The organism is Catenovulum agarivorans YM01 (assembly GCF_000281085.1).
Classification (GTDB): domain Bacteria; phylum Pseudomonadota; class Gammaproteobacteria; order Enterobacterales; family Alteromonadaceae; genus Catenovulum; species Catenovulum agarivorans.
Genome location: NZ_JH767526.1, coordinates 60759 through 74434, shown reverse-complemented (window position 1 = coordinate 74434; position 13676 = coordinate 60759). Strand labels below are relative to the sequence as shown.

The window sequence follows — 13676 nt, the reverse complement described above, 5'->3', positions numbered from 1 at the left end:
CCCAGCCATAAGGAATTGTGGGTACATTAATTCCCCTAGCAGATAAACCTTGTGGCACTGTGTGGCTGTTATCCGTTGGGTTCCATAAATCATTGGTAAAGGATAAGGCTGCATCTTCCTCTGCAATATCAGCTAAAGTGCCGCTGGCATCAATGTCAAAAACAAATGTTCCCAACCCATCGTAATCACAACTGCTAGTTGGTGCATACTCAATATTTGCTCTATGATCTGTGCCAACATAAACATGATTTGATTCATCAAATTCAAACGCTTGTCTTTGAGTTGCAGTGATCAAGGTATGATCTGCGCCTGGCGCAGCCCAATTACAAATAAAGCCTTCTATCCAGCCATTGGTATTGTCCATTTGCTCGCCATAACCGAAATGGCCTTCGCCATTGGCTAAGTCAGGGTCGTTTATGCCAACCAATAAGATACGGCTATTTGAATCACCCACACCAGCTTGCCATGCGTAAGCGTAATCGCCTTCAATTGTTGCCACATCAAACTCAGCGCCAAAAATACTGAAGTTTTCACTCCAGCCGTCCGAGTTAGCAGTTGAATCGTATTTGTTGCTAGGGTCCACTAATCCATCTGCATCAAACGAGCCTACAACTGAGTGACCACAAAGAGTCGCGGCTCTAGCTTGTAACGACATATCATCGCCATCACGGACGTAAGATAATGAGCCAGCAAGCGTACGCTCGTTTTGTTGGCAATTGCCACCAGGAAATTGAATACCCGCAACCGTTTCATCACCTTCAACCAAATACTGCAAATTGCCTTCATATACATCAAAATCAGCAGTTGGCTCGTGGGTCATTTGCAGCCAAATCGTATAATCTTGCCCGTCTACTGTGTAATCCAAATCAACAGTGTATAGCCAGATCCCACTTGCATTACTAATAGTCGCGTCGTTAAAACTGACATCCATTATGCCTTGATTGTCCATCGCAACTGTTAAGTCTAGTGTTTCACCATCTTCTGGTAAGTCTTCACCTTCACTATTGGCGACCGAGACTAAACTCGCTAAGGTCATAAGAGCCATACGCGAACGTGCTTGCACGCCTCTCATTAGACTATTGGTTTGTGCCACGACACAAGCCTGGCCAAATTGATTTTCAGCTAACCAAATACCTAAATCGCCGCCGGGTAAAGTTCCGTCCTGCATATCTGCAGAAGTCGCGTCAGGATGGCCTTGATAGCTGACTTGCGGGCCAAAACAATCTGCGCGTCCACCAGTGCTATAAAATGAATCAATCATAAATTCATCGCGTAGGGGTGTCATTCCGTTTAAAACTCGGCCAATACGCTGAGTAGCCCACAAATAATGCGGAATTGTGCCTCCACCGCGTTTCGCTGTACCACTCACTTGGCTTTCATCAGTTTCATCTTCAAAAGGTGACGCAACCATTAATCCCGTAGGAAAGACTTTCTCGCCTTGTTTATCCACTTGGCCACTAGAACCAGCATTTTCATCATCAACTTTGATATCAACAGAGCAGCCGACGGTGAATAAACTAGCGGCAATTAGTGAGAGTTTAAATTTATGCTTCATGTAGTTGTCCTTAAAAGTTTTTAATTGTTAGTTTTGACTTTATTTAAGACTAAACCAGATCGGCCAAATTGCGACAAATTAACCAACAAAGTGCTACAGTCGCCGCACTTTCAACAGAAGAAAAAAGTAAGCAGTAAATTTGTGAACTGCTACCTCAAGCGTTCAAAAGCAATCGCTTTATTATTTTGGTCTGTTAACAAACGAAAACGGCCAAAAATGCCCCGACTATTAATATGCTGCTTTAATAAGTTAATTGGCACTTGCACACGCACGCCATTTTCAGCGATTAACACCACATCATAAAAAGAGCCAGAGTATAAACTCTGGCACTCTGTGTAACTGACGTCTAATGTGAAAAAGTAGCTATTTAGCATTAAACTTTCCATCAAATGCTATCTATTGTTGCAATGCCTTAGATATTTTTTCAAATAAGTCTTTAGACAAGTTTGGTAGTGCCGCCAACTTTTCAAGCTCTGCACGAATAATAGTAATACGTGCAGCATCTAATTTAGCAAATTGAATTAGTGGCGTTATCATACGCGCGGCAACTTGAGGATTGATACTGTTCAATTTTTCAATCACTTGCGCCAAGAACTTATAACCTCGCCCACTACTATGGTGGAACTGTACTGGGTTAAACATAGCAAACTGACCAACTAAAGCACGTACTCTATTTGGATTATTCCAATTAAAATCAGGATGTGATTGTAAAGCGGTTATTTTCTCCAAAATATCATCTACATCTTGGCGCGCTTGCACCGATAACCATTTGTCCATAACTAAAGCGTCGCCACGCCATTGTTGGTCGAAATGTTGAATAATAGCCGTGAATAACTCACCACCAACTATGCTAGCGGCCGACATAGCCGCCAGTTTGTCTGTCATATTATCGGCCGATTGATATTGCTGATTAATTAACTCAAGCAAGTTCGCATTGTTGCTTTGCTTTGCGTTAATCGCCAACAAGTTTAAACAAGCATTGGCTAGAGCACGTTTTGCAATCGCAGCTTGACTATATTCATACTGGCTTGCATGATTTTGTTGATAACAAAGCTGCAATTGCTCAACCAGGTTTTGCGCCAAATCTTGCTTGAGGGATTTTTGCGCAAAAATAACATCATCAATATTTGCGCCGCCAGCAATCTCGAGCAAACTATTGACGCTTGGCACCGAGAGTATCTCGGCGAGCAATGCTTTGTCTGTATCTGAGTCTGCAAGTAAAGCCTGAATGGTTTGGTAGATAACACTTGGGAATTGATAATTTTTATCAGCAATTTTTGCCATTAAATGTTTATTGTACAGCGCCTGCATTAATTCCCATTTAGTATATTGACTGGTTTCAGCTGGAATTAAACAGGCTAACGCCGCATCCGAATAGTCGAATGACAATTTAACTGGGGCAGAAAAATCACGTAATAAACTGACAAATGGCTCAACTGATGTTTGAAATTCAAATGTTTGTGTTGCTTGAGTTAGCTGTAAAACTTGCTCTGCGCCACCTTCAATACCAGTTAATAGTTGACCTTGCTGATCAAAAAACGCAACGTTTACCGGTATATGCAACGCCTGCTTTGCTTTTTGCTCAGCCGTCGCAGGCGTGTGCTGACTCAGAGTAATACTGAAGACACCATCGGCGAAACTTGTTACAGCCGAGATTTCTGGTGTACCACTTTGGCTATACCAACGCTTGAATAAGGATAAATCAACATTGTTTGCATCTTGCATAGCTGCAACAAAGTCATCACAAGTGACAGCTTGACCATCATGGCGCTGAAAATAGAGTGCCATACCCGCTTGGAAACCCGCTTCACCTAGAATACTGTGCATCATACGTATGACTTCAGCACCTTTGTCATACACAGTCACAGTATAAAAGTTATTCATTTCAATAACTGATTCAGGACGAATCGGATGTGACATTGGTCCAGCGTCTTCGGCAAACTGGTGCTCACGCATAACTTTAACTTGCTGAATTCGATTTACCGCCCGCGAGCCTAAGTCCATACTAAACTCTTGATCTCTAAATACAGTTAAACCTTCTTTCAAACTAAGTTGAAACCAATCACGACAAGTTACCCGATTACCTGTCCAGTTATGGAAATATTCATGACCAACAATTGATTCAATACTTAAATAATCTGCATCCGTAGCACTTTGTTGATCAGCTAATACGCATTTAGAGTTAAAGACATTTAAGCCTTTGTTTTCCATTGCCCCCATGTTGAAGAAATCAACCGCAACTATCATGTAGATATCTAAGTCATACTCTAAGTTAAAACGCTCTTCGTCCCACTGCATTGAGGTTTTCAACGAACTCATAGCATGCGGTGCACGTTTTAAATTGCCTTTGTCGACAAATAATTCAAGTTTAACTTCTCTGCCTGATTTAGTTGTATAACTGTCTTCAAGTAAATCAAAATCACCTGCTACTAAAGCAAATAAATAACAAGGTTTACGGAAAGGGTCTACCCAAGTAACTTTAGTGCGACCGTCAGCTAAACTTTGTTCATTGACTTTATTACCATTGGACAATAGATACGGAAACTGAGATTTATCCGCAATAATATGTGTAGTGAAAACAGCCAAAACATCAGGTCTATCTTGATAATAAGTAATTCGTCTAAACCCTTCAGCTTCACATTGGGTGCAATATGCACCAGCCGACATATATAAACCTTCAAGTGACGTATTATTCGCCGGATCAATTTCCGTTTTAATGGTTAATTCAAAACGCTCAGGTAGATTATTTAGCTGAAGCGTTTCGTCGGTCAGTTGGTAGTCACTTGCAGCAAGCGCTGAGCCATTCACTTGAACACTGATGATTTTTTGTTGTTCACCATTGAGCACTAAACTTGTGGCACTGCTTGAGGATTTTTGGTACTGAACTTTTGATTCAACTAAAGTTTTTTCGGCTAACAATTCAAATGTTAGCTCTATGGTATCCACCAGATAGTCTGGTGCTTGATAGTCTTTTAAATACTTGGCTTGCATTGTCATAACGGCTCCAAAAAAAGCTAAACCTTGGCTGATATTTGCTTAAAACTTCACAACACCTATCAAATTTAGAAACACAGCGATAATAAAGATAGGTGTGATAACTTTGAGTAACAAGATTAATGTTTGAAAAATCGCTTGCGGTAAGTTTAATTCATTTGCCAAGTCGGTTTTGCGTACCTTCCAACCAACAAATAACGCGATGAATAAACCACCTAAGGGTAATAATATGTTAGATGCAAAATAATCGAGCACATCAAAATAGGACTTAGTTTCGCCGAATATATCGGTTTGCGCCCAAGTATTTGGTGCAAAGCTATAAACGCTTAATAAACTTAATATCCACAAACCAATACCTGCAACAATTGCAGCTTGTACACGGCGGAACCCACACTTTTCAACCAACCAAGCAACACTAGATTCAATCAAGGCGATAGCGGAAGTAAAAGCGGCAAACACCAACATAACAAAAAAGACGGTACCGATTAATTGACCCGCTGGCATTTGCCCAAACGCAAGTGGTAAGGTGACAAAAATCAGTCCAGGACCCGCGCCAGGTTCTAAACCATTGGCAAAAACAATAGGGAAAATGGCTAATCCGGCTAACAAGGCAACTAAGGTATCTGCACATGCAATCCAAACAGATGTTTTAACGATTGAGGTTTTTTCAGGTAAATAAGCACCATACATAATCATAATGCCGGAAGCCAAACTAAGTGAAAAAAACGAATGACCTAACGCTGTTAATACACTATCAACTGTTAGTTTGCTAAAGTCAGCAGCGAACATAAAACTCAAAGTCGCGCTCATATCACCGTACATGCTTGAATAACCAACAATGACTATCAACAGCAACAACATTGCAGGCATCATAAAACGCGTTGCTTTTTCTAACCCGCGTTGTAAACCCCGAGCCACTACAAAAACGGTTAAGGCTAAGATGCAGCTCGTCCATACGAGCAAGGATGCTGGATCGGCAATAAAATCACCGAATGTTTGGCCTAGAGCTGTTGCATCTTGGCCGTTAAACTCACCTGCAGCGGCTTTGAATATGTAAGCACATGCCCAACCAGCAACAACTGCATAAAAAGATAAAATTAAATAACCAGCAAGTACCCCCATGCCACCCGCAAGTTGCCATAGCGGAGATGCTGAATTTTGTTTTGCAACTTGAGCAACCGAACGCATTGGACTTAAACGACCTTTTTTGCCTAAATAAACTTCAGCAATCATTATGGGTACGCCTACCAGTGCGATACAAGCTAAGTATACAAGGACAAATGCCCCACCACCGTTTTCCCCCATAATATAAGGAAACTTCCAAATATTACCTAAGCCAACCGCTGCGCCTGTTGCAGCTAAAACATAGGTAAATTTATTTGACCATTGGCTATGAATTGATTGTTGTGTACCAGACATATCTCACTCCAATGAGTTAATTATTATATTTAAGTAGATAGTTGAATTGGTAACCTGAAATCAGGATAAGAAAAAGGCTCTGAGCGGTAACTCAGAGCCTTGAATTTGTTAATTATTATTTTTTGCTATTTTGTTTAAGCCGATAAAGTCGAACATGATATTGGCTGTTTCATTTAAAAATACGTCGTATTCTTCGATTTCGTCAGGAATATCATCGACGTTTTCGACCTTTTCTTTGCCCTTGCGTACAAGCCTTTCATTTGCTCGTTGTAAGCGCATGGCTTTTGCATCATCACGCTCTTTGATACGGTCAGCTTCATTTAAAGATTGATACTTTTTATCTTTGTTCTTTTTGTATTCAGCAATATCTTCAAATATGTAAATAAACTCAGGGTCTTTTTGAATACGCTGCTCATGTTTAGTTTGCAAGGTGATTACTTCGTTGTTACTCACCTTACCTACAGGTGCATAACTGGCACTATTTATTTTATCCCAAGGTAAAGCATTCTCTTCTTTACTTTCGCCCCACTCATCTGGATTGATTGGCGACGGGAATAAAATATCTGGAATAACGCCTCTGTGCTGAGTACTGCCACCATTAATGCGATAAAACTTAGCAAAAGTATATTGAATGTGCCCTAAGGGTTTTTCTAGCAGATCAAAACGTTTTTCAAGTGATCTATGTTGCTGCACTGTACCTTTCCCAAAGGTTTGTTCGCCAATCACAATACCACGAGCATAATCTTGAATAGCAGCCGAGAATATCTCAGATGCGGAAGCGCTATAACGATCAACCATAACCATTAATGGCCCATGATAAAAAACTCTTGGATCTCTATCATTTTGCACATCAATACGATTGCCAACACTGCGCACCTGCACAACTGGACCTTTTTCGATAAATAAACCAGTTAAATTAATTGACTCTGGCAACGAACCACCACCATTGCCGCGCAAATCTATTACAACACCTTCAACTTTCTCTGACTCTAGTGTTTCCAGCAATTTGATAACATCACGCGTTAAGCCAGAATAGAAGCTAGGTATTTCAATCACACCTAATTTACGCCCAGCATAAGGGCCTTCTTCTGGTGTATAAACTTTAGAATCGGCGGCTCTATCTTCAAGTTTAATTTTGTCACGAACAAGTTTAACCACTACAGTTTGATTATCCGCTGCGCCACCTTTAAGCAATTGTAAACGTACTTCAGTACCTTTAGGCCCTTTAATTAAATCAACCACATCGTCCAAACGCCAACCGATAACATCAACAAAATCATCATCTGCTTGTGCGACACCAACAATTTTATCTTCTGGTTTTATTTGTTGTGATTTATCCGCTGGACCACCTGGGACTAAACTCCGAATGACTGTATAGTCATCTTCAGCAAATAAAACAGCACCGATACCTTCTAGAGATAAATTCATTTCCATTTCGAATCTATCTGCCCGGCGTGGTGACAAATAACTTGTATGCGCTTCAATGCTACGAGCAAAAGCATTCATCACAGATTGGAATACATCTTCACTTTGTGATTGCGCCAAGCGTTTAATGGCAGTGGTATAGCGCTTAGTTAAAAGCTCTTTTATTTTGGACCATTCTTTACCGGTTAATTTAAGATTAAGTGCATCGTACTTAACTCTTTGCAACCAGTAGTTTTTTAGCTCAGCAACATCTTTAGCCCAAGCACTATCTTCGCGGTCGTAATAATAAAATTCTTGTTTATCAAACTTCATTTCTTCTTCAGTAGAAATGATAGACAAAGCATATTCAAACATTTGTTTACGACGCTGAAGATTTAGTTCAAACATGTCGTAAACAAAGTCTAATTTGCCGCGATAAAATGCCTCATCAAATTCGCCTTGATGTTTGGCCATTTCATCTATGTCTGTTTGTAAAAAGAATTGTTTGTTGTAATCAAGCTGGTCGATGTAACGTTCAAATACCTTTTTCGAAAAAGTATCATCCATTGCAAAACGCTTGTAATGTTCACGAGTAAATAAGTGATATATACGTTTACTGGCCAGAGCATGTTGGCTTTCTTGCGCTAAATCAGGTAATTCAAGCGGATCTTTACTGGTACTAATCGCACTTACAGTACCAACATAAGTTATTGCCAAACCGAGTAATATGCCTCGACACAGTAACTTCATACACCTACTCCAAACTTCTAAACATCTAATTTCAAAACTTGATTATTTAACTATAGCCTAAACTAAGTTTTTCTTTTCAGTTTTAATCGTCATTCCTGTCATGGTTTGCACAACAACTTCATCACCACTGACTTCAGTAACTGTACAAGGAACAGGCGAGTTGCCTAACTTAACTCTGATTTCCATACCTAATTTTAGTTCACCGTTAAAAGGCTCAATGGCTTTGCTTTTAGGTTTGTATTGGATTTTTGCAGAAGGTTTCGCATTTGCAGTGCGTTTGCGTGGAGCAAATTTGCGCTCGCCATCTTTGCCTGTTTTATCCGCTTGAGGTTTACGAGCTGGTGCTTTTTTCTTACGGTTTTCCGCTGCACGTTTTTTACTTTCTGCCAATTGAGTTTGTGCATGTTCTGCATGTTCAGCTTCAATTACACCAGCATCTGCGCCTTCTAAATCAACACGTTGCGTACCTTCTTGCACACAAGCTAGATAACGCCAGCTTGAGGTATATTTACGTAATGCGGCACGTAAACTGGTTTTAGAGATTGGATCTTCTTCTGATAATTGCGCTGCTATATCTTGGAAAATACCAATTTTCAAAGGTTTTGCGTCACCTTTCACTGAAAAACATTGTGGGAAGCGTTCTGCCAAGTATTCAATTACTTGTTGTGTATCTTTAATTTTGTCTGCCTGACTGCTTTGTTCTGTGGTTACAGTTTCCATTTGGGTTTCACTTTTTACGTCTTGATTAGTTTGTTGCATTCATACCACCATAATCATGATTCTTGTTGAGATAAAAATTGCTCAACCCAAACCATAATTTCGTTCTCATCTTCAAATTCTGTTAAATATTCGTCCGCAGCCAGGGCATACCAAACTTGCTCTAATAAACCGGACAGTTTTTCAGTTTCGATATCATCTTCAACTTGCTCATAGAGTAAATGAATCGCAACATTGTAGTTATCTGCCGCTAATTCACTATCTTGATGCCAATCAGACAAATCGTCGGGTAATACTAAAAATTCATGTATTGAAACAAGTTCTTTCAATGTTAGACCTTTAGCTTATCTAATAAACACGCATGATACATGCAAATTAGAATAAAATTAATCTTATTCGCCTGAATTTAGGCGCTTTACCATCCCATTACACTTTTTACAAAAGGAATGGTTAATTTACGTTTCTCTGCCAATGATTGTTGATCCAACACATCTAGGCATTTAATGATACTGGCATTGTCTTGCTGACAGCGAAGGATAATATAACTTGCTAGTTCATCTGGCATAGCTATCCCCCTGTGTTCACTGCGTTGCTGCAACATCTGTTGACGAGCTAACTCATCAAGTGGTTGTATCGCCCACTTTTGTCCCCAGTTTAACCTTGATACTAAATCAGGCAAACTGAATCCAACTGCATCAGCCGGTAAAGCTGAGGCAAATATTATTTTATGCTCAAGCTCTAAACTTCGATTAATTAAATCAAACATAGAGGTTTGCCAGCTAGAGTCGTTTGCTATCGCATCAATATCGTCTACCAGCAGTAAATCATTTGCTTCTAACCCTTGAGAAAACTCAGGTGGCATTTGTTGAATAACTTTACCGGGCAAATATTGCGCACTAATGTTGAGATCATCCGCGTATTGACATAAAGCTTGCAATAAGTGTGATTTACCACACCCAGCTGGACCATGAATAAAAGCTAAGTTTTGCGCATGGCTTTGCGCTGTTTGCTGGATAAGTTGCTGTAAACTAGCCACTAATACTTCATTACCAGCAGCATAAAAAGAGTTTAATTGAGCTTCTGGTTCAAATGCAAAGTCGATTGTGAGTTGTTGTTTCAATGGAAATTACCTGCCTTTCCATCGATAAAGGTTGTCAATTTTATTATCCGCATCTGCAAAAATAGGAACGATTTTTTCTACTCTATTATCTAGCGCCAAAGCTTCAAGCACATCGATAGCTTCACCAACCAGTTGAAGTTGGTATTCTACACCAGCTTGATCGATTTTTTTAATCAAGGCAGTGTCAACAGCGGATATTGTAGTTAAAAATTTCTGAATGGCTACTGCTTGACCAGTGTTTTCAACATTCGAGATGGTGATATGCAAATTTGACGATGAATATTGCTGTGCTTTTATCGCATATTGTTGCGCAAGTGTATCAGAAACCCAGTTAACCATAGTCGGCCAGACTTGCTCAAGTTCAGCCAAAATAAATTCAGCATTAAATTTTCTTAGATTATCTACTAAGGTAATTTGTACTATCCAGTCTGGTGTTAATACTGATTTAGCATCGGTTGACTGGCGATAAACCCTCGCTATCACACTCGCTTCAGGTTGATACCTTTCATTGGCAAGCTCTAGCGCTTGGGCGAACCTTCCCCAAACATCAGTGATGGACACATTCATTTGGTCTTCAATATCCATTATAGGGATCAAGCTAGGGACGCCGCGTAGTTTCGTATGTTTTTTGATCTCTTCGGTAATTTGTTTATCTGAATCAGCAACTATACGTCGAATACCATCTTGCTCTATCGCTATCCACCATAAAGTGAGTGGCCGACGTGCGCCCCACAAATTAATTCCAGCATCTTTAACCAATTGATTGATCAATTTTTCATTGAAGTTGGCTTGTAGATACAGCTGCTGCTCCTCTTCAACAAAACTATATTGAATTAAGTATTCGGTAGGTTGTTTTAAGGCTCTTCGAATATTTGGCTGCGATAATACAGCTTGATTACCTGTTACTCTGATAAGGACTTGAGCAAGTGCTTCGTCATATGCTTTGCTTCTATCTTGATATGATTGCCCGTCTACTGCGATTTTACCTAAATACAGCCCATTAACCTCAATTGCAAAAACGCTAAAAGGTAAAGAAATAAGTAGCATAAAAGACAAGAGTAATGATTTTTTATAGCCGCCCACGCGCACAAAATTGTCCATAAAATTTCAACGAATTAATTCTGGCGCCCATATTAAAATATTTTGCCAACAAAAACGACCTGATTTCAGCTATATTCTTTGCCTGCATTGCCGCCTTTATGTATAATTCGCGCCGATTTTATGTTCTTTTTAAAAATAGGGTAAGAAAATGCATCCAATGCTGACTATCGCCGTACGTGCAGCACGTAAGGCTGGCCACGTGATCGCTCGTGGTTTTTCAGAATTAGACCTTGTTAAGGTTGAAAACAAAGCTGACAATGACTTTGTCACAAATATCGACAAAGAAGCCGAAAAAGCAATTATCGGTACTATTTTACAATCTTACCCTGACCACAGCTTTATTGGCGAAGAAGGTGGCCACCAAGCAGGTAAAAATCCTGATTATTGTTGGGTGATCGACCCACTAGATGGCACAACCAATTTTGCCCGTGGTGTTCCTCATTTTGCTGTCTCAATTGCCCTACGAGTTAAAGGAAAAACCGAAGTTGCCGTTGTCTATGACCCTATCCGAGATGAACTTTTCAGTGCAGTTAGAGGTTCTGGCGCCCAATTAAATGGCTACCGCATTCGTGTGCAAAACAAAAAAGAACTAGCTGGTACTTTATTAGCAACGGGTTTCCCGTTCAAAGCTAAACATTTGTTTGACGCTTATATGGGTACTTTTAGTGCATTGTTTAAAGCCGGTGGTGATGTTCGCCGAGCGGGTGCAGCTGCCTTAGACTTAGCTTATGTTGCCGCTGGTCGTATTGACGTTTTTTGGGAATTAGGTTTAAAACCTTGGGATACAGCTGCCGGTGATTTATTAGTTCGTGAAGCTGGTGGTATGGTAACTGACTTCACTGGTGGTCACGGCTATTTCGATTCAGGCAACATTGTTGCAGCTAACCCTAAATTATTAGGGGTAACGCTAAAAGAAATTCAACCTTTTATTACCCCTGAATTGAAGAAATAGTTAAAACCAATTAATAAGCCCTCAACTACCTAACACAGGTTAATTATATTGGGGGCTTGTCTTCCCTTCCCTGCTAATTGTTTGTTAATCTTCTCAATACCTTAAAATCCGCTGAAGTGCGCTTGTTATGCATCTACGCCAACAACTTGCTCATTTAATTAATCATGTTGAGTTTTCAGCTCGAACAATTTTTATTGCTATCCTGATTACTCTTTGTTTGACCGCTGCTAATACTTATGTGGGCTTAATGGTCGGCATGACTGTGTCAGCATCTATTCCAGCGGCCGCCTTGAGTATGGCGATTTTAAGCTGGTTTCGTAACAGCAATATTCAACAAAGTAATATGGTGCAAACCAGTGCATCAGCAGGTGAAGCACTAGCCGCTGGCATGATATTTATTACCCCAGCACTGGTTATTACCCAAGCCTGGAGCCAATACCACTATTGGCAATGTTTATTGCTGGCAATCAGCGGAGGTTTACTCGGGACTATTTTTACCATTCCGTTACGTAAATCTTTTATTGTTGAGCAAGCTTTACCCTATCCGGAAGGTGTTGCAACCGCCAAAATTTTACAAGCGGGTTTTACCAACAAAGTAAAAACAGGTTTTGCCAGCGTGGGCACACGCCATTTATTGCAAGCAACCGGCATAGGTGCTTTGTTTAAACTCACAGCCGATGGATTTGGCATGATGGCACAAAAAATCACCTTGACCTCAACTTGGTTTAACCAAAATATCTTAGTACACGCAAGTGCACAACTCAGTCCAGCTCTACTGGCGATTGGTTATATTCTGGGTTTTGGCATAGCAGCACAGGTTTTTGTTGGTGGCCTAATTACCACTCTAGTTGGTATTCCACTACAATTGCTGCTAAACGAGCCTGTTTGGTTAGATTCTACTAATCAATTATCTATGTGGTCAGCAGAACAACTGCAACAACTTGCAGGTCAAATTTGGCAACAAAATCGCTCTATCGGCGTCGGCACTATTTTGGTTGGTGCCATTTATACTTTCTTAAAACTTATCAAGCCATTGTTTTTTAGTATTAGACACAGCATTTTATCTTTTAGAAATAATCCAACTGATACTCTCTCTGAACAACAAGATTTACCCTTAGTCTGGTTGATGTTGTTAGTGCCTATTTGTTTAGCGGTCCCGAGCGTTATGATTGCTGCGCAGTTTCCTGCAGGCGGAAATGCCCTAGTCGTTGCCCTCATAAGTTTTATCTTACTGCTTATTTGTTCTTTTGTTTTTTCAAGTGTTGCGGGTTTTATGGCTGGTGTAGTCGGTAGTTCGAATAACCCAGTTTCAGCAGTAACGATATGTACTGTGTTGTTATGCTCAGTGATTTTTTACCAACTCAGCTTGCTTGTTGATGCATGGATGAGCATAGCGCCAATCGCTGTGCTTTTCATTGCTGCTGTTGTATGTTGCTCGGCGGCTATTGCAGGTGATACTTTGCAAGATTTAAAGTGTGGTCATGAAGTCAAGGCCGCACCGTGGAAACAACAATGTTACCAAGTGTTAGGGGTTATTCTCGCCGCGCTAACTCTACCACTTATATTAAATTTATTAGACTCAGCATATGGCATCGGCCGCCCTGTTAACGACAATATTAGTTATTTGGCTGCGCCACAAGCAGGTTTAATGGCGGAACTGACTC

11 protein-coding genes are annotated in these 13676 nt (G+C 40.3%); 2 read left to right on the top strand and 9 right to left on the bottom strand.

Features of this window, described 5'->3' with window-relative positions:
• The 9 genes from WSC_RS22330 to WSC_RS0109095 all read right to left on the bottom strand — a co-directional run.
• Positions 1–1555: hypothetical protein (locus tag WSC_RS22330; protein WP_040394160.1), on the bottom strand; the 1555-nt coding region annotated here is incomplete at its 3' end.
• Between the two features lie 149 nt (positions 1556–1704).
• A complete protein-coding gene (locus WSC_RS0109130) occupies positions 1705–1929 on the bottom strand; it encodes a DUF2835 family protein (RefSeq protein ID WP_237716301.1) in 225 nt (74 codons plus the stop codon).
• Between the two features lie 22 nt (positions 1930–1951).
• Positions 1952–4552, bottom strand: a complete 2601-nt coding sequence (gene pepN / locus WSC_RS0109125) for an aminopeptidase N (protein ID WP_016955620.1) — start codon at positions 4550–4552, stop codon at positions 1952–1954.
• A gap of 39 nt (positions 4553–4591) precedes the next feature.
• Positions 4592–5968, bottom strand: coding sequence for a sodium-dependent transporter (locus WSC_RS0109120; RefSeq protein WP_016955619.1), 1377 nt, complete (start codon positions 5966–5968; stop codon positions 4592–4594).
• 108 nt (positions 5969–6076) lie between these two features.
• Positions 6077–8122, bottom strand: coding sequence for a carboxy terminal-processing peptidase (gene prc, locus WSC_RS0109115; protein ID WP_016955618.1), 2046 nt, complete (start codon positions 8120–8122; stop codon positions 6077–6079).
• A 57-nt stretch (positions 8123–8179) separates the two neighbouring features.
• A complete protein-coding gene (gene proQ / locus WSC_RS0109110) occupies positions 8180–8881 on the bottom strand; it encodes an RNA chaperone ProQ (protein ID WP_016955617.1) in 702 nt (233 codons plus the stop codon).
• Between the two features lie 14 nt (positions 8882–8895).
• Positions 8896–9168, bottom strand: coding sequence for a hypothetical protein (locus WSC_RS0109105; protein ID WP_016955616.1), 273 nt, complete (start codon positions 9166–9168; stop codon positions 8896–8898).
• An 86-nt stretch (positions 9169–9254) separates the two neighbouring features.
• Positions 9255–9959, bottom strand: a complete 705-nt coding sequence (gene hda, locus WSC_RS0109100) for a DnaA regulatory inactivator Hda (protein ID WP_016955615.1) — start codon at positions 9957–9959, stop codon at positions 9255–9257.
• A 6-nt stretch (positions 9960–9965) separates the two neighbouring features.
• Positions 9966–11060 (bottom strand): DUF2066 domain-containing protein, encoded by a 1095-nt coding sequence (locus WSC_RS0109095; RefSeq protein WP_016955614.1) that lies wholly within the window; start codon positions 11058–11060, stop codon positions 9966–9968.
• 148 nt (positions 11061–11208) lie between these two features.
• Here WSC_RS0109095 and suhB point away from each other — a divergent pair, with 148 nt between their 5' ends.
• Positions 11209–12012: an inositol-1-monophosphatase gene (gene suhB, locus WSC_RS0109090; protein WP_016955613.1), complete on the top strand. Its 804-nt coding sequence runs from the start codon at positions 11209–11211 to the stop codon at positions 12010–12012.
• A gap of 127 nt (positions 12013–12139) precedes the next feature.
• The coding region (locus WSC_RS22325; protein ID WP_193352313.1) for an OPT family oligopeptide transporter at positions 12140–13676 on the top strand (1537 nt) is incomplete at its 3' end.